We start from the raw sequence: 16,591 nt of genomic DNA, 5'->3' as shown, positions 1-16,591 counted from the left end.
CCCCCGCCGCCCCGTCCCGCCGCCCCACCGCCTCACCCGGGCAGTTCGCCCCCGGCCCCGGACCCCACCTCCGGCGTCCCGTCCGCCGGGTCCACCGCCGGCACCTCCTGCTGCGCCCAGATGGTCTTGCCGTGCCGGGCGAACCTGGTCCCCCAGCGCTGCGCCAACTGCCCGATGATGAACAGCCCGCGGCCGCCCTCGTCGGTGTACTTGGCCCGCCGCAGGTGCGGGGTGCTGTCCGAGCTGTCCGACACCTCGCAGATCAGCCCCCGGTCGTTGATCAGCCGCAGCCGGATCGGCGACTTCCCGTACCGGATGGCGTTGGTCACCAGCTCGCTGACGATCAGGTCGGTCGCGAACTCCAGCTCCTCCAACCCCCAGGCGGCGAGCTGGTGTTCGGCCAGTCGACGGGCGGTGCGCACCACCGCCGGGTCCTCCGGCAGGGTCCACACCGCGACCTTGTCGTCCGGCAGCCCCCTGGTGCGCACCAGCAGCAGCACCGCGTCCTCGCGCTGCCGTTCGGGCAGCAGCGCGTACACCGCCTGGTCGCACAGCTGCGGCAGCTCCTCCTCCCCGGCCCGGGCCAGCACCCGCTGCAGGACGGTCCGCCGTCCCTCCCCCGGCCCGGTCGGCAGCACCTCGTCCAGGCCGCCGCGCTCGGCACCGCCCTCCGCCCGCCCCGGAGGACGCTCCGGAGGACGCCCCCCGGAAGAGCCGCCGGAAGGACCGCCGGAAGACCCGACAGCAGACCCTCCGGCAGGCCCGGCGGGACGCGACGGGCCGGACATCAGCCCGTTGGTGTAGAGCGCCAGGACGCTGCCGACCGGCAGTTCGGCCACCTGCACCTCGTAGCAGCCGTCGCCGCAGCCCAGCGGCAGCCCGGGCTCCACCGGGAACGGCAGCGGCACGCCGTCGGGGCCCACCACCACCGGCCCGGGGTGCCCGGCCGAGGCCGCCGTGCAGGTCCGCCCGATCGGGTCGTAGACCAGGTACAGGCAGGACGCCAGTCCGTCCGGCAGTCCCTCCGCACCGGCCGGCAGGCTGTCCTGCTGCTCGTCGGTCAGCACCCGGGCCGCGTCGTCCAGCCGCACCAGCAGTTCGTCGGGCGGCAGGTCCTGGACGGCCAGCGTCCGCAGCGCGGTGCGGACCTGGCCCATCACGGCGGCGGCCTCGATCCCGGTGCCGGTGACCGAGCCGATCGCCAGGCCGACCCGGGCGGCGGACAGCGGCACCACGTCGTACCAGTCGCCACCCGGCCCGACCGTGCCCGGCAGGTACACGTGCGCGCTCTGCACGGCGCTCAGCACCGTCGGTTCCCGGGGCAGCAGTTGGCGCTGCAACGTGGTGGCGATCGAGCGCTCGCGCGCGTAGCTGCGCGCCTTGTCGATGGACATCGCGCCGCGCGCGGTCAGTTCGACGGCCAGTTCCAGGTCGTCCTGGTCGAACGGTTCCGTGCGCCGGTGCCGGTACAGCGCCAGCACGCCCAGGACGACGTCGTTCACCACCAGCGGCGCGACGATCATCGAGTGCACGCCGAGCCCGGTCAGCCGCCGCCCGCGCTCCGGGTCGGTGCTCAGCCACTCCTCGTGCCCGGTCAGGCCGCGGATCAGCCGGGCCCGCCCGTCCATCAGCACCTGGCTGTACGGCGTGGGCGCCCCGTACGTGGAGAGCGCGCCGTGCGGGATCGGCCCGGGTGAGGGCTTGGCGGGGCCGGTGCCGCGCACGGAGCGGTAGGCGACGCGGCGCAGCGGCGCGCCGGGGTCGATCGGGCCGGTGCGCAGCGGCAGTCCGCGCAGCGGTTCGTCGAGCAGGTCGATGGTGGCGGAGTCGGCGAAGCGCGGGACGGCGACGTCGGCGAGTTCCTGGGCGGAGCCGACGGCGTCGAGGGAGGCGCCGAGGCGGCGGTGCGCGCTGTGCAGGATGTCGAGCCGGTCGAGGGCGGCCTGCCGTTCGGTGACGTCCTCGACGGCGGCGACCAGGTAGGGGCGGCCGCTGTCGGAGACGACCCGGAAGAAGGAGATCGCGCCGACCATCTCCTGTCCCGGGTCGGTGGGCATCCGGCCGCGCACCAGGTGTTCGCGGACGTAGCCGCCGTCCTGGAGGGCCTGGCGGGCGAGTTCCTCCAGCTCGACCCGGTCGAAGCCGGGGGCGAAGTCGGCGGCTCGGTGGCCGACGATGTCGGTGCTGGGCATGCCGCGCACGCCCCGGGCGGCGGTGTTGTAGCGGATCACCCGCAGGTCGTGGTCGAGCAGGTACAGGCCGAGCGGGGCCTGGGCGAACAGCGCGTCGAGCAGCGCGGCGTCGACGTGGTCGCCCTCGCCGCTGCCGGTGGGAGCGCTGCCCGCGGGGCCGCTTCCCGTGGGCGCACCGCCCGCCGGTCCGCCGTTCTCCTCCACCACGCCGCCCGCCTCCCCGTCCGCGCCGTCGCCGTCGCCGCTGCCACCGCCGCCGTTGTCGCCGTTGCCGCCGTGCCGGTAGCCGTCCACGCCGTTCCTCCGCATCCCGCCCCCGTCCGCTTCCGTTCCCGCTTCCTGCTGGGCCTGGTCCTCGTCCCGGGGTCTGTTCACGGCCGTCCCCCTCGGTTCGCCCGGCGCGCGGCACCGGCCCGCAGCGGCCCGGACCTCGGCGGCTCGGACCTCGGCGGCCCGGACCTCGGCGGGTCGGGCCGGAAGGCGATCACCGCGATGTCGTCGCGGATGTCGGCGACGGCCGCGACCAGGTGTTCGCAGAGGGCGGGGAGCGGCAGGTGGCGGGCCCGGGCGGCGGTCTCGCAGAGCCGGGCGATGCCGTCGCCGAGGTGTTCGCCGGGCACTTCGACCAGGCCGTCGGTGTAGAGCAGCAGCGTGTCGCCGGGCCCGATCGGGTGCCGGTGGGTGACCCGGGGCCGGCCCGGGTCCACGCACAGCGGGACGTCGGCGTCCTCGGCGGACAGCAGCCTGGGCGGTCCGTCGGCGGGGAGCAGGACGGGCGGCGGGTGTCCGGCGTTGGCCCACTCCATCTCCCAGCCGCCGTCGGCGCCGTGCCGCACCAGCCGGGCGTGCACGGCGGTGGCGAAGCTGCCGACGCCCAGTCCCTCGGCGGCGGTGTCGAGTTCGCGCAGCGTGTCGGCGGGTGTGTGGGCCTGACCGCGGGTGTAGGCGATGGAGCGCAGCATGGCGCGCAGCTGGCCCATGGTGGTGGCGGCGGCGAGGTCGTGTCCGGCGACGTCGCCGATGGTCATGGCGAGCGAGCCGTCGGGCAGGGTGAAGGCGTCGTACCAGTCGCCGCCGACTTCGGCGTTGCGGCTGCCGGGCTGGTAGCGGGCGGCGAAGGCGGCGCCGCCGAGGGCGGGCGGGGTGGTGAGCATGGCGCGTTGCAGGACGACGGCGGCGTGCCGGGCGCGCTGCAGGGCGAGTGCTTGGCGCAGCGGTGCCTGGGCGCGTTGCAGGACTTCGTGCTGGAGGTCGATGTCGGCGGGGGCGGGCGGTGGCGCGCCTTCGCACCCGGCGGTGGCGGCGAGGGCGACGACGGCGCCGTCGACGACGATGGGCAGCAGGGTGAGGCTGGTGGCGCGGGTCTCGTACAGCCAGCGGGCGGAGATCTCGGGGACGGCGCCGCCGGGCACGGCGCCGTCGGTGATGTCGAGCACGGTGGGGGTGCGGTCGGTGACGGCCTGCCGGGCGCGTTCGCCGAGCGTGAAGGTCTGCCGGTTGAGCGGGGGCAGCGGGGGCAGTCCGGGGCGGGCGACGGAGGCGATCCGGGTGGCGACGACTCCTCCGTCGGCGGCGTCGGGCCCGGGCAGCAGGTAGACGGCGCACACGTCGGTGAGGTCGGGGACGAGGGTGGCGGCGAGGGCGGCGAAGGCGTCCTCGGCGCGTTCGGCCTCGGTGACGGCCCCGGCCCGGGCGAGCAGGCGTTCGCGCAGGCGGCCGCGCCACTGGTCCTCGATGTCGGCGGTGGTGCCGATCCATTCGGGGCCGCGGCCCTCGCGCAGGATGGGGACGGCGCGGGAGCGGATGTGCCGGTAGCCGCCGGCGACGCTGCGCACGCGCATGGTGTGATCGAAGACGGGTGGCAGGTCGCGGGCGGCGGCGGCCCAGCGGGCGGCGGCCTCGGCGCGGTCCTGGGGGTGGACGACGTCGAGCCAGCGGTCGCGGTCGGCCGCGTCGTCGGGGAGGGGCTGGCCGGTGAGCTCCTCCCAGCCGGGCACGAGTTCGCTGACGGTGCCGTCGGCGCGGGCGACCCAGACCATCTGGGCGGCGGCGGCCATCAGTGCCTCGTAGCGCTGGAGCGCTTCGAGCCGTTCGGCGGACTGGCGTTCGGCTTCGAGTGCGGAGTGCAGTTCGGCGGTGGTGTCGATGGCGGCGGCGAGGATGCCGGGGCCGTGCCGGGTGGCGGCGGGCGAGCAGGAGTAGACGAAGTGCCGGTGGGCGGGCGTCCCGGCGGGGCAGGCGAGGGTGCGGTGGGCGGTGACCTGCCGGGCGGTGCCGTCGGCGAGGACGGCGTCGAGGGTGGCGAGCAGGCGTTCGGTGCCCGGTTCGGTGAAGGCCTCGCGGGCGGGTGCGCCGAGCGGGCGGTCGCCGAAGAGCTCGCGGAAGGCCTCGTTGTAGTAGACCATCCGGTGTTCGGGCCCGGCGGTCAGCGCGATCGCGACGACGGCGTGGTCGAACACCTCGGGTGTCAGTCGTGGTTCCGGCACCCCGGTGGCCTCCTCTTGTCCGCTCGTCCGCCCCGCCCGCCCCGTCCGCTCGCCGGGCGGGTCCGCGGGGGCCGCCCGGCGGGTGCGCGCGTCGGCCCGGGCCGGTACGGGTGGGGTTCCCGCTCCGGCCCGGGCTGCGTGCGTGCGCCGTCCGATGTCCGTGGTCCGTCCGTCGGCTCGCCCGTCCATCCGTCCGGTGTCAGGCGAGCAGTTTCTGCTTGGCCCGCTCGAACTCCTCCGGGGAGATCGCGCCGGTGTCCTTCAGGTCGGCGAGGCGGGCGAGTTCGTCGACGTGCCGGGGCCCGGCGTTCTGGTCCTCGGTTCCGGCCGCCTTCCTGATGTAGTTCTGGAAGTCGCTCTCGGTCTGGGCGGCGATGGCCCGGTCGCGTTGGCCCATCCCCTTGCCGCGGGCGATCAGGTACACCAGGACGCCGAGGTAGGGCAGCACGATCACGAAGATCGTCCAGCCCGCCTTGCCCCACCCGCCCATGTCGTGGCTGCGGAAGATGTCCGTCAGCACCTTGAACATCAGGAAGAACCACAGGATCCACAGGAACAGCCACAGCATGGTCCAGAACAGGTTGAGCGCCGGGTAGTCGTCCATCGACTGGCTCCCTTCCACAGGTCCTTCGAGTGGTATCACCACATTCCGGACATCGCACCTCGGCGGCCGCCCCTCCGCACGCCCCACACGCGCCCCGCGCGCGCCACCGCACGCCGGGCGAGGAGGTGAACGGGGGTCAGGTTCGGCGGCACGGGAGCCTCGGAGACCGGGTGGACGGTGGCGCAGGTCGCGGCGGGTTTCGGCGCGCTGGCCGCCCGGGCCCGGACGACCGGCGGGAGCGCTACCAGCCGGCGCCGCGGTAGTGCGGCAGGTCGAGCGCGGCCGGGTCCATCGCGGCCAGCCACTGGCCGCCCCGGCGCAGCACCGGCGTCAGCACGATCTCCGGCCCGCCGTCGTCCCCGGTCCGCACCAGTGCGTCGTAGCGGACCGGCCGGTGGGCGGCGGTGGCGGGGGTGGGGCGCTCGTCGCGGTGGGCGCGGGCCTGGGCCTCCAGGGCCCGGTAGGCGAGGTGCAGGTGCGCCTCCCAGCCGGGCAGGTCGTGCGGGTCGGCGGGGACGAGGTAGCGGGCGCCCCGGTCGATCAGCAGGGCGGTCAGGCGGCCGAGCGCCCCGGTGCGGTCGAGGCCGGGCGGGAGCAGGTCGAGTGCTTCGGCGAGCGGCCGGGTGACGCGCAGCAGTGCCTCGTTGAAGTCCAGTCCGTGTTCGCCCTCGGCCTGGACCAGCAGGGCGCGCTGTTCGCCGCCGAGGTGCAGCCGGCAGGGGTGGGCGGTGCCTTCGGTGAGCAGTTCGGGCTGTCCGTGCCAGGCCACGGGGGTGTCGCCGAGCTGCGCCCACTGGGGCCAGCTCACTTCTCCGCCGGGGTGCTTGACGGCGTGGCCGAGCGGGTGGTCGCCGACGGTGAGGATCTCGATCCGGGCGCCGACCACCCGGGCGGGCGCGGGCCGGGCGACCAGCCGCTGCCGGGCCTGGTCCCAGTCGAGGCCGCCGGTGTGCGCGCCGACGGGTTCGGTGGCGGCGAGGGTGAGCGGCCCGTGCGGGTGGGTGTCGTACATGTGGGCCACCGTGACGGGGACCAGGACGGCGGCGCGGAGCACGGCCTGCCGGTCGGGGAACGGCCTGGGCTGGACCGCTTCGGTGGCGAGCTGCTCCGTCATGCGTCGTGCCCTTCCCGCGCCCGCGCGGCGCGCGCCCCCTGCGGGGGTCGGCGCGTGCGGCCGGCCGCCCCGCGGTCTGTTCCGTCGGCCGCCCGCGCGGCCAGGGGCACAGCGTACGGGGCGCGGCCGGTTCGGGGAACGCTGTCGGCGCGGGCGGCGGCGAATCGTGACCGTCCGCAACCTCCTTGCGGTCAGCGGTCGTTGGGGGAGATCCGCCAGGCGAGCAGGACGACCAGGAAGGACGCGGCGCTGAAGCCGGTGCACCACCAGGCGGTGGCCACCCGGCCGCTCATCCAGGCGTTGGTGGCGGTGTTCAGGGCCCACAGCTGGCCGATCACGATGGTGACGGCCAGGGCGACCCGGGCGGACAGGATCGCCGACCGCTCGGGCTGCTGGTCGGTGCCCGCGCCGGGGCCGGGGCCGGTCGCCGAGACCCGCGGGTCGGCGTAGCCGGAGGTGGCGCGGATCTGCGGGTACCGCTCGTGGACGGGCCGGTTGAGCCGGGGCTCGTCGCTGCCGGGGCGGTAGCCCTCCGGGTAGTGGCCTTCGGGAACGCTCATCACGCACCTCCACGGGTGGGTCGACGAATCGCCGGTTCGCTTCCCGGGCGGGTCATTTGCCGCTCTTGCGGGTCGCGCAGCCCGCCGCCTCGGCGAGGGCCGGGTCGCGTTCGCGCAGGCCCCGGCAGAGGCCGGCCTCCTCGCTCTCGCCGGAGCGGGCGGTGCCGAGCGCCCACACCGCGCCCTGGGCGTCCTCGACCACCACCACCTTGGGCAGCGGGCGGGGCGGCGGGCCGCCGGTGACCTCGCCGGTGCGGGAGTCGAACTGCCCTTCGTGGCACGGGCAGTAGAGGTCGCCGTCGGCTCCGTGGTCGCGTCGCCAGAGCACTCCGCAGGCGAGGTGGGTGCAGACCGCGGAGTAGCCGACCAGGGTGCCGTCGGGCAGCCGGATCGCCATCGCCCGGTCGTCCTCGCCCGGGTAGTCGAAGCTGACCGCCTCGCCGCGCTCCAGCCGGTCGGCGACCTTCAACGGGGCGGCGCCGCCGTCCCCGTGGCGGTGCAGCACGCCGGCCGAGACCACCGCGGAGCCGACCACCAGGCCGCCGGAGACGGTGGCGACGATCCGCAGGTAGTCGCGCCGGGTGGTCAGCGAGTCGGCGCTGATCCGCTCCTTCAGGGCGGCCTGCTCGGCCCGGTGATCGTCGGGTCCGCCCTCTGGGCCGTACGGCTGGGGGGAGTTGACGGGGCTGGTCACGCCCTCGCTCCATTCCCGGGCGTGGGGCGCCCGTTGACCTCGATCAGGTTCAGCGTTCCGCCGGGGACGGGTGCCCGCCGCTCGCCGGACACCACCATGGCGACGCCGGTGGAGACCACGGTGTCGCCGAAGGCGAACATCGTGGAGACGTCCACCCCGGGCCGCTCCGCCTGCAACTCCTCGACGGTGCCGTAGAACAGGGCGCCGGTGGGGCAGACCGTGGCGCACATCGGGGCCAGGCCGTAGGAGGTGCGGTCGTAGCAGAGGTTGCACTTCATCTGGAGCTTGGCCTCCAGGTCGATCTTGGGCACGCCGAACGGGCAGGCGTTGACGCAGTTCGCGCAGCCGATGCAGCGGGTCGGATCGGCCTCCTGCACCACGCCGTCCGCGGTGATCAGGATCGCCTCGGCCGGGCAGACCTCGGCGCACGGGGCGACTGGGTCCTCGCAGTGCATGCAGACGGTGGGCAGCGAGGCGACGGTGCGCCCCTCGTCCGGGTAGTCCAGGTGGATCATCGACTTGCCGCGGTGCGAGTCGCACTCGCGGCAGGCCGACACGCACGCCTGGCAGCCGATGCAGCGGCCCGGGTCGATGAAGATGGTGCGTCCCAGCACGGCGGTCAGCCCCTCTCGGCGGTGCCGCGGCCCTGCGGCGAGGTCGGCGGCAGCGGGTCGGTGCGGGAGACCTGGGCCTCCGGGTAGGGCTCGCGGCCCGGCGGCACCGGCGGCGCGGGCACCGGGTCGATCGCCTCGGCCCGTTCGATCCGCACCGCGCACACCTTGTACTCGGGGATCTTCGAGCGCGGGTCCAGCGCGTCGATGGTCAGCGCGTTGGCCGCCGTCGGGTAGGGCCAGTGGTACGGCACGAACACGTGGTCGGGGCGGATCGCCTCGGTGACCAGCGCGGGCAGCACCTCGCTGCCGCGCCGCGTCACCACCCGCACCGGCTCGCCGTTGCGGAAGCCGTGCGAGGGGTGGATCTCCACCCAGGGCCGGGGCGTCTGCTCGACCAGGCCGCCGAGGCGCCGGGTCTGGTTGCCGGACAGGAAGTGCGCGACGGTGCGCCCGGTGGTCAGCCGCATCGGGAACTCGTCGCTGTACGGGTCGGCGGGCGGGCGCCACTCCACCACCTGCAGGTGCACCTTGCCGTCCGGGTGGTAGGTCCTCCCGTCCTCGAACAGCCTCGGCGTGCCCGGGTGTTCGAGGCTGGGGCAGGGCCAGACGATGCCGCCGGTGGCCTCCAGCCGGTCGTAGGTGATGCCGTAGTAGTCGATCACGGTGCCGGCCGAGGCGCGGCGCAGCTCGTCGAAGACGTCCTTCGAGCCCTCGAAGGCGAACTTGCCTCCCTCGCCGAGGCGTCGGGCGAGCTCGCACATCACCCAGGTGTCGGTGCGCACGCCCGCGGGCGGCTCCTGGGCCTTGTTGTGCTTGATCACCCGGGCTTCGGCGTTGGCCATCACGCCCTCGTCCTCGGCCCAGGTGGTGACGGGGAAGACCACGTGCGCGTTGGCGGCGGTCTCGGAGAGGAAGAAGTCGAGCTGGGCGTGGAACTCCAGCTTGTCGTAACCGTCCTTCACCACCGCGTAGTTGGGCAGCGAGACGAAGGGGTTGTTGCAGACGCCGATCAGGCCGCGGATCTCGTGGCGCTGCATCTGCCAGACCATCTCCATCATGGAGGTGCCGGCCTGCGGGAGTTCGGACTCCTCGATGCCCCAGATCGCGGAGATCTGGCGACGGTGCACCGGGTCGTTGATGGAGCGGCCGCCGGGCAGCAGGTCGGACTTCTGGCCGTGCTCGCGGCCGCCCTGGCCGTTGCCCTGGCCGGTGAGGGTGCCGTAACCGGCGCCGGGGCGGCCCAGGTTTCCGGTGGCGGCGCACAGGTTGATGACGGTCAGGCAGTTCTCCACGCCCTGGGTGTGGTGCTCGATGCCGCGCGCGTGGCAGGCCATCGCCCGCTCCGCGCGCCCGAACATCCGGGCCACCTGGACGATCTGCTCCTCGGGGACGCCGCAGATCTCGGCGGCCCGGGCGGGCGGGTACTCCTTGACGGTGGCCTTGACCTCGGCCCAGCCGGTGGCGTGCTCGGCCAGGAACGCCTCGTCGGTGAGGCCCTCCTCGACGATGACGTGCAGCACGGCGTTGAAGAACGCCGAGTCGGTACCGGACTTGAGCGCGACGTGGATGTCGGCGGTGCGGGCGACCGCGGTCTCGCGCGGGTCGACCACGATCAGGGTGGCGCCCCGGTCGCGGGCTCCCCACACGTACTGGGTCAGCACCGGGAAGCACTCGCCGACGTTCGCCCCGGCGATCAGCAGGCAGTCGGTCTGCAGCATGTCGGAGAACGGGTTGCCCGCCCGGTCGATGCCGAAGGCCAGCTTGTTGGCGCCCGCCGCGCTCACCATGCACAGCCGGCCGTTGTAGTCCACGTGCCGGGTCTTCAGCGCGACCCGGGCGAACTTGCCCACCAGGTAGGTCTTCTCGGAGAACAGGCTGGCCCCGCCGAGCATGCCGAACGCGTCCCGGCCGTGCTCGGCCTGGATCCGGTGGATCTCGGCGACGGTGAAGTCCAGCGCCTCCTCCCAGCTCACCTCCCGGAACTCCTCGTCGCGGCTGCGGCGCATCAGCGGCGCGGTCAGCCGGTCCGGGTGGTTGACCTGCTGGTAGGCGTTGATCCCCTTGGGGCACAGCCGCATCCGGTTGATGTCGTGGTTGCGCGGCTCGACCCCGAACACCTTGCCGTGGCCGTCGACCCGCAGGTACATGCCGCACTGCACGCCGCAGAAGCAGCAGTGCGTGGGGACGAGGGTCTGCTCGGTCTGGTCGGCCCGCCAGGCGGCGGCGGGCAGGCCGCCCGCGTCGCGGAAGTCGCGCGTCCCGAGCGGGGCGACGCTCGGGTCCAACGGGACGTACTCGTGGCTCACTTGAACCCCCGCTTGACGTTCGACAGGTAGGCGGTGCCGCGCAGCACCCGCTTGCAACGGGGGCAGTACTCGGCCCACTCGTCGAAGCCCAGGCGCAGGTCGCGCATGGTGGCGCGCAGGTTGTCCACCGCCGCGACGGTGTCGATCGGCTGGCCGCAGCGCCTGCAGGACCGCAGCTCCTCGGCGTCCGGACCCTGGCGCCGCGCCGTGTACTTGAACAGCTGCATGCCGACCGCGGCCGGGCGCTGCACGATGTGGAAGAACTTGCCGAACGGCAGGTAGACCAGGGTGAGGACGACCGAGGCCATGTGCAGGACGGCCAGGAACTCGTAGCCGCCGCCGTGCAGGAACATCTCCGAGAAGGTCAGCAGCAGGCCGGTGACCGAGATGGTGATCAGCGCCAGCAGCGGCAGGAAGTCGTAGCCGAAGCGCTGGCCGGTGGTGGCGGCGCGGTCGCGCATCCGCCGCCACAGGAAGTAGCCGGCGCCGCCGATCACCATCACGGCGGCCAGGTCCAGGCCGTGGTAGAGCGCCCAGCCGAGGAAGCTGCCGGAGTCGAAGCCGAACAGCTTGAAGCCCCACAGGCGCATCTCGTAGCCCGGGCCGGCCGCGCCGGCGGAGGTGAAGGTGAACCAGCCCCAGGTCAGCGGGAAGGTGATCGCCGCCGCCAGCAGGCAGCCCCAGAAGATGAGTTGGTGCGCGGCCCAGCGGGCGTGCGAGCGGGCGCCGAGGAACTTCTGGAAGCCCAGGTAGGTGGCGATCATCTTCGGCAGCGCGGCGGGCGAGCGCTTGAGGTTCTCCCAGGACAGCGCGGCCTTCCAGCCCTGCGTGAACAGCCGGCGGGCGGCGGGCGCGGAGACCCACACCACGTAGCGGTGGACCACGCCGAAGGTGAGGAAGACCGTGGCCACCGCGTACGGCACCAGCGCCGAGTCGAAGTCGCGCAGCAGCCGGCTGCCGAGCACGATCGCGACCACCAGCAGCACGCCGGCCGCGGCGGCGATCAGCGAGGCGCGGGCCGCCGTCGACCTGGTCGCCGAGGCCACCACCCCCGCCGCACCGTCCCCGGTCGGGCCGCCTCCGGTCGGTCTGCCCTGCGGGGGCGGCGCTGTCCCGGCCACGCGCACTCTCCTAGCGCTCGACGAGCCACTCGATCCGACGTCCTCTCAGCCGGACGCTAGCCACCGTCCCCGTCCGGCGCCCGCCCGCTGCGCCTGCGGCGGCGCGTCGCTGGGCCGAACGGGTGGGCGGGCGGCGCGTCCCGTGGCGGCGCGGGGGCTGGCCTGATGGCGCGTCAGCAGTTAGGGTATGTCTTCATGTTGAAGGACGTACACAATTCCGATCCGGCCGAGGACACCGACGGCCACCTCTACGACCCCGGCGTGCGCGCCGCCATGGGCGCCTTCGCCCAGGACGGCGACACGCTCGCCCTGGAGGCCGCCGCCGCGGTCCGCTCCGCCGCCCAGTCGATCGACCGGCTCCGCTCGCACGGCGCCGGCGGGCGCGGCCTCAGCGCGGGGGCGCTGGACGTGCTCGCCCGGCTCCGCGGCGCCGGCGAGAACGGCCTGAGCATCGGCGAACTCGCCCGGGCCGGCGGTGTCAGTTCACGCAACGTGACCGGCCTGGTCGACACCCTGGAGGGTGAGCGGCTGGTCCGCCGCGTCCCCGACCCCGCCGACCGGCGCTCGGTGCGCGCCACCATCACCCCCGAGGGCCGCGCCTGGCTGGAGGCCTTCCGCACCCCCACCCAGCGGGCGATGGCGGCGGTCTTCCGCGGCTTCGCCCCCGAGGAGCTGGCCGCCTTCCGGCACCTGTGCCTGCGCGTGGTCGCCAACCAGCGGCAGCTGGAGCAGTACCTCGGCCAGGGCGGGCGGTGACCGGCGGCTCGACGCGTCGGCGTGCGAGCGCCCCGCCGGGTGGTCGCCGCACGCCCCCCGACCGGTCCGACCGGTCAGCGGTCCGTCCCGACGGCGTCGACGGCGGCGCGGACGGCGCGCGGGTGGGCCAGCAGGTCGGTGCTGTCGGCCCACTGGTCGACGGCCCCGGTCAGCGGGCGGTCGCGCAACCGCGGTTCGGTGACCGTCCGTTGCAGGGCCCGGGCGAAGCGGTCGGCGTGCAGCACCAGGTACGGGCGGCCGTAGTAGCGGCGGCGGGCCGGGTCGAGCGGCTCGGTCAGGCCGAGCGCGTTGTGGGCGCGGGCCGCGGCCTCGTACGCCTCGCACAGGTGCCGTTCGCGGGCCCGCGGGTCGGGGGCGGCCAGGGCGGCGCGCAGGGCGGGCGCCAGGGCGGGGGCGGTCTCCAGACGGGCGAAGGCGCTGCCGAACCACTTGTCGTACGGGGCGTAGCGGCGGCCCATCAGGAAGGCCAGCCGCATCAGGTCGCGCACCAGGTGGGCGGTGACCAGAGCACCGCCGAGGTCGTCACCGGCTTCGGCGCAGCGGCCGGCGAAGGCCTCCTCCTGGGCGATCCGCTGCCACTGGCAGGCCAGCAGGTGGCGCCACACCTGGTCGGGGTACCAGCGCAGGCGTTCGCGGGCGGCGGTGAAGGTGCCGAGGCCGTCGTGGAAGACCGCGCCGCCGGTGAACTCGGCGAGCCGCTGCTGCGGCAGGGCCAGCCAGTCGAGGGGGCCGGGCGCGGCGTCGGCCCAGGCGGCGGCGGGCGGGCCGAGGCGTTCGGCAAGCCAGCCGGGCAGGTCGCCGACGGTGACCCGGTGGTCGACCGGGCCGTCGGCGGGCGCCGGCTCCAGGTGGCTGACCGGGTCGTCCGGGTTCCCGGTGCCGCGGTAGTGGGTGGACCAGCCGCGGATCTCGCCGGGCAGGCGGGCGGCGAGCAGGTCGTGGACCGCCCGGCCGTGCCGCCGCGCGTCGGCGGGGGCGAGGAAGAGCTGCAGGCGCGGACCCCAGTCGTGGTCGGTGGAGCGGGCGGTGTCGAAACCGAGCACCTCCGACCCGGCGCCGATCCGCGCGGCCGCGTACCGCAGCCCCGGGTGGGCGCTCGCCAGCAGCGGCCGGACGGCCTCCTCGTACAGCGCCCGGGAGAGGTCCAGCCCCGGGAGGAACGGCGGCTCGGGCGGCCGGCCGGACGGCGGCTCGGAGGGGCCGGGTGTGATCATGCGGCCCACTGTGGCAAAGCGGTGCCCGGCGGGTCCACCGCTTGTCGCCCGGCGCGGCGGGAGCGCCTCAGCCGACGGGGGCCGGGCGTCGGCCGGTGGGGCGCGGGAGGCGGGCGGCGGCGGGTCGCTCCGGCCGGCCGGGCGGGTCCGGCTCCGGCTCGTCGGGGCGCGGCCGGATCGGCATGGCGAGCAGCAGGCCGAGGGTGAGCAGGGCGTACGCGCTGCCGCCGAGGAAGGTGCCGAGGTCGCGGCCGTCGGGGCGCCAGAGCCACACCATGCCGCTGGAGACGACGAGTTGCAGCAGCCAGCACAGGGCGATCCGGGCCCGGCGGCGACGGGTGCGGTCCAGGGCCGTGTCGGCGAGGACGACCAGGGCGGGCAGCATCCAGACCAGGTGGTGCACCCAGGTGATCGGGCTGACCAGGCAGCAGGCGATCCCGGTGAGGCTGTACGCGGCGAGGCCGTCGCCCGCGGCGGCGGCCCGGCGCAGCCGGTACGCCCAGACCGCCAGCACGGCCAGCGAGGCGGCCACCCACAGGGCCCGGCCGGGGAGTTGGGGGCCGAGCCGGGCGATCAGCCCCTGCAGGGACTGGTTGGACATGTTGGCGAAGCCGCCGACCCGGTCGGTGTCCCACAGGGTGACGGTCCAGAACTGGCGGGAGACCCCGGGGCCGACCAGGAACCCCGCGCCGGTGGCGCCCAGCGCGGTGGCGGTGGCGGTCGCCGCGGCCCGCCACCGGCGGGTGAGCAGCAGGTGGACGATGAACAGCGCCGGAGTCAGTTTGATCGCGGCCGCCAGCCCCGTCCCCACCCCGGCGAGCAGCCGCCACCTGCTGTGCGCGAACCGGCTGCCCGTCAGCTCCCGGTCGGCGAACACCAGCGCGACCAGCAGCAGGTTGACCTGGCCGAAGCTGAAGGTGTCCCGGACGGGGTTGCTGAGGCCGCACAGGCAGGCCGCCAGGCCGAACGCGTACCAGCGGCACCAGCCCCGGCGGCGGGCGATCGGGTCGACGGTCCAGTACAGCAGCAGTGCGGTGGCCGCGGCGGACAGGAGGACACCGACCGCGACGGCCGGGTGCCACCCGAACAGCCGCATCGGCAGCAGGCAGACGGCGGCGAACGGCGGGTAGGTGAACCCGTAGGCGGTGCCGGGCCGGACGTAGTCGTAGAGCTGTCCGGTGGCCGCCCAGTGGCGCACGGTGCCGTAGTACACGCCGATGTCGAACCAGCCGCGATGGCCCGGAATGACGGCCAGGACCAGGGCGGTGGCGAGGACGCACCCGGCGAGGACGGCGGCCCTGGCGGTGGTGGTGCCGCGGGTCAGCACGCGGGCTGCCTTTCCCGGAGGGTGAACTGACGGCCCGTCAGGAGGATTGCGGCCGCCCCGGCGGCGAGCCCGCCCGCGGCGAGCACCAGTTCGGCGGCGTCCGGCTCGAAGCCGTCCGGCATGACGGTGAACGCGAGTGCGGCGCAGGCGAGTTCGACTGCCCGGAGGGTGCTCGCGGCGCGCACCGCGAAGGCCGCCGGGACGACGCACCACAGCGCGTACCAGGGGCGGAAGGCCGGTCCGAGGACGACCAGCGCGCCGAAACCGAGCGCCAGGGCGGCCACCGGCTCGCTCCCCCGGCGGACGACCCGGGCCGCCAGCAGGCAGAGCACCCCGGCCGCGACCGCCATCCCCAGCAGCCGGGCCCCGGCCACCGCCCCCGCCGGCTCGACGCCGGCCAGCCGCGCGAACAGCCGGCCGAGGCCGCTGGTCGGCGACCAACTGCTCCCGGTGACCGGGGTGGTGAGCGCGGCGACCCAGCCGTAGCCGGTGCCCGCCACCGCCGTGACGGCGACCGTGGTCACGGCGGCGGCCGCCGCCATCGCCCCCGCGTTCCGGAGCCCGCGCCGCCACCCGCCGGGCCCGCCCGCCACGCCGGACGCCCGGCGCCGGGTGGCGAACCGGCCGTCCCTGCGGGCGGGTTCGCCCTCCCCGTGGGAGGCGGTCCACCAGGCGACGGGGAGGGCCAGGGCGGCGGGGGCCTTGATCAGGGTGGCGAGTGCGATCAGGGCGGCGGCGAGGAGGGGGCGGTGGCGGGTGGCGGCGAGGAGCGCGGCGAGGAGGAGGGCGAGCGGGACGGCGTCGTTGTGCGCCCCGGCGACCAGGTGCAGCAGGACCAGCGGGTTGAGCGCGCCCAGGCGCAGCGCGGCGGCCGGGTCGGTGCCGCAGCGGCGGGCGAGGGCCGGCAGCAGGGCGGCGAGGGCGGCGACGGCCAGGACGGCGCCGAGGCGCAGCAGCAGGGTGCCGGCGTACGGGTGGGCGGCGAGTGGCGCGGTGGCCCGGGCCAGCAGCAGGAAACCGGGGCCGTACGGGGCGGGGGTGTGCTGCCAGACCTGGGGGACCTGCTGGGCGACGGGGCCGCCGAGCGCGGCGGGCCCGTCCGCGTAGACGTCGAATCCGCCTGCCAGCATGGCGCCTTGGGCGAGGTAGCTGTAGACGTCCCGGCTGAACAGCGGGGGCAGGAGCAGCAGCGGGGCGGCCCACCAGGCCAGGGTGGTGGTCAGCCAGCGGGTGGCGGCGGGGTGTCGGCCTCCGGTGCGGGGGCCTGGGGTGCCCAGGAGCAGCCAGGCGGCGGTGAGGACGGTCAGGCCGGCGAAGACCAGGATGGTGCCGGCGCCGCCGGAGGCGCGCAGCCCGGGGCCGGTGGCGGCGGCGGGCAGGGCGCCGGCGGTGAGCCCGCCGGCGGCGAGGGCGAGCGAGCCCAGGAGTCCGAGCCACCGGTACCGGCTCGGGTAGGCGTTCGCGCCCGTGTTCGGCATGTCGGGAACGCTGGCAGAGTGCCGTGGCCCCCGGGGGAAGAGTCGGCGTCCGACGGGTGTCCGGGGGGCGTCCGGATCCCGCTGTGCGCAGGCCGCGGCGGGTG

The 16,591-nt window shown here is 75.4% G+C and carries 13 protein-coding genes; 1 reads left to right on the top strand and 12 read right to left on the bottom strand.

The annotated features are described in order from the left end of the window. Positions 1-32 precede the first annotated feature (32 nt). From OO48_RS34310 to OO48_RS07215, 9 genes are all read right to left on the bottom strand, one after another. Positions 33-2,567 carry a SpoIIE family protein phosphatase gene (locus tag OO48_RS34310; RefSeq protein WP_051731834.1) on the bottom strand — a complete coding sequence of 845 codons (2,535 nt, stop codon included), beginning with the start codon at positions 2,565-2,567 and terminating at the stop codon, positions 33-35. Further along, positions 2,564-4,678 carry a SpoIIE family protein phosphatase gene (locus OO48_RS07250; RefSeq protein ID WP_081951964.1) on the bottom strand — a complete coding sequence of 705 codons (2,115 nt, stop codon included), beginning with the start codon at positions 4,676-4,678 and terminating at the stop codon, positions 2,564-2,566. Before OO48_RS07250 ends, OO48_RS34310 begins: the two co-directional genes overlap by 4 nt. Positions 4,679-4,877: 199 nt before the next feature. Next, positions 4,878-5,282, bottom strand: a complete 405-nt coding sequence (locus OO48_RS07245) for an SHOCT domain-containing protein (protein WP_033213530.1) — start codon at positions 5,280-5,282, stop codon at positions 4,878-4,880. A 241-nt stretch (positions 5,283-5,523) separates the two neighbouring features. Further along, a complete protein-coding gene (locus OO48_RS07240; protein WP_033213529.1) occupies positions 5,524-6,396 on the bottom strand; it encodes a hypothetical protein in 873 nt (290 codons plus the stop codon). Positions 6,397-6,587: 191 nt separating this feature from the next. Next, positions 6,588-6,956 (bottom strand): hypothetical protein, encoded by a 369-nt coding sequence (locus OO48_RS07235; RefSeq protein WP_033213528.1) that lies wholly within the window; start codon positions 6,954-6,956, stop codon positions 6,588-6,590. Positions 6,957-7,008: 52 nt separating this feature from the next. Beyond that, entirely contained in the window at positions 7,009-7,650 is a 642-nt protein-coding gene (locus OO48_RS07230; protein WP_033213527.1) for a QcrA and Rieske domain-containing protein, read from the bottom strand. Next, complete coding sequence (locus OO48_RS07225; protein WP_033213526.1) at positions 7,647-8,264, bottom strand: 4Fe-4S dicluster domain-containing protein; 618 nt, start codon at positions 8,262-8,264, stop codon at positions 7,647-7,649. Before OO48_RS07225 ends, OO48_RS07230 begins: the two co-directional genes overlap by 4 nt. Positions 8,265-8,269: 5 nt before the next feature. Further along, positions 8,270-10,570, bottom strand: a complete 2,301-nt coding sequence (locus OO48_RS07220) for a molybdopterin oxidoreductase family protein (RefSeq protein WP_033213525.1) — start codon at positions 10,568-10,570, stop codon at positions 8,270-8,272. Continuing rightward, positions 10,567-11,691 carry an MFS transporter gene (locus tag OO48_RS07215; protein WP_425338516.1) on the bottom strand — a complete coding sequence of 375 codons (1,125 nt, stop codon included), beginning with the start codon at positions 11,689-11,691 and terminating at the stop codon, positions 10,567-10,569. Before OO48_RS07215 ends, OO48_RS07220 begins: the two co-directional genes overlap by 4 nt. Positions 11,692-11,886: 195 nt before the next feature. Between OO48_RS07215 and OO48_RS07210 the strand changes: the two genes are divergently transcribed. Further along, positions 11,887-12,447, top strand: a complete 561-nt coding sequence (locus tag OO48_RS07210; RefSeq protein ID WP_106970266.1) for a MarR family winged helix-turn-helix transcriptional regulator — start codon at positions 11,887-11,889, stop codon at positions 12,445-12,447. A gap of 74 nt (positions 12,448-12,521) precedes the next feature. Here the strand turns inward: OO48_RS07210 and OO48_RS07205 are convergent, their stop codons facing one another. The 3 genes from OO48_RS07205 to mptB all read right to left on the bottom strand — a co-directional run bounded on the left by OO48_RS07205 (position 12,522) and on the right by mptB (position 16,487). Then, a complete protein-coding gene (locus OO48_RS07205) occupies positions 12,522-13,682 on the bottom strand; it encodes a DUF4037 domain-containing protein (RefSeq protein WP_051731832.1) in 1,161 nt (386 codons plus the stop codon). 67 nt (positions 13,683-13,749) lie between these two features. Then, positions 13,750-15,009, bottom strand: coding sequence for a glycosyltransferase 87 family protein (locus tag OO48_RS07200; protein ID WP_051731831.1), 1,260 nt, complete (start codon positions 15,007-15,009; stop codon positions 13,750-13,752). Continuing rightward, complete coding sequence (mptB, locus tag OO48_RS07195; RefSeq protein WP_051731830.1) at positions 15,003-16,487, bottom strand: polyprenol phosphomannose-dependent alpha 1,6 mannosyltransferase MptB; 1,485 nt, start codon at positions 16,485-16,487, stop codon at positions 15,003-15,005. The genes OO48_RS07200 and mptB overlap by 7 nt, the downstream gene beginning before the upstream one ends. Positions 16,488-16,591: the final 104 nt, after the last annotated feature.

Origin of the sequence: Kitasatospora phosalacinea, from assembly GCF_000716545.1 — a bacterium.
GTDB classification, from domain to species: domain Bacteria; phylum Actinomycetota; class Actinomycetes; order Streptomycetales; family Streptomycetaceae; genus Kitasatospora; species Kitasatospora phosalacinea.
The sequence above is the reverse complement of the archived record's forward strand: the minus strand, read 5'-3'. Positions and strand labels throughout refer to the sequence as shown.

Bases quoted from the DNA above. Each gene is read 5' to 3' on its own strand.
- OO48_RS07205 (WP_051731832.1), bottom strand. From the start codon at position 13,682: ATGATCACACCCGGCCCCTCCGAGCCGCCGTCCGGCCGGCCGCCCGAG.
- OO48_RS07245 (WP_033213530.1), bottom strand. From the start codon at position 5,282: ATGGACGACTACCCGGCGCTCAACCTGTTCTGGACCATGCTGTGGCTG.
- OO48_RS07210 (WP_106970266.1), top strand. From the start codon at position 11,887: ATGTTGAAGGACGTACACAATTCCGATCCGGCCGAGGACACCGACGGC.
- OO48_RS07240 (WP_033213529.1), bottom strand. From the start codon at position 6,396: ATGACGGAGCAGCTCGCCACCGAAGCGGTCCAGCCCAGGCCGTTCCCC.
- OO48_RS07235 (WP_033213528.1), bottom strand. From the start codon at position 6,956: ATGAGCGTTCCCGAAGGCCACTACCCGGAGGGCTACCGCCCCGGCAGC.
- mptB (WP_051731830.1), bottom strand. From the start codon at position 16,487: ATGCCGAACACGGGCGCGAACGCCTACCCGAGCCGGTACCGGTGGCTC.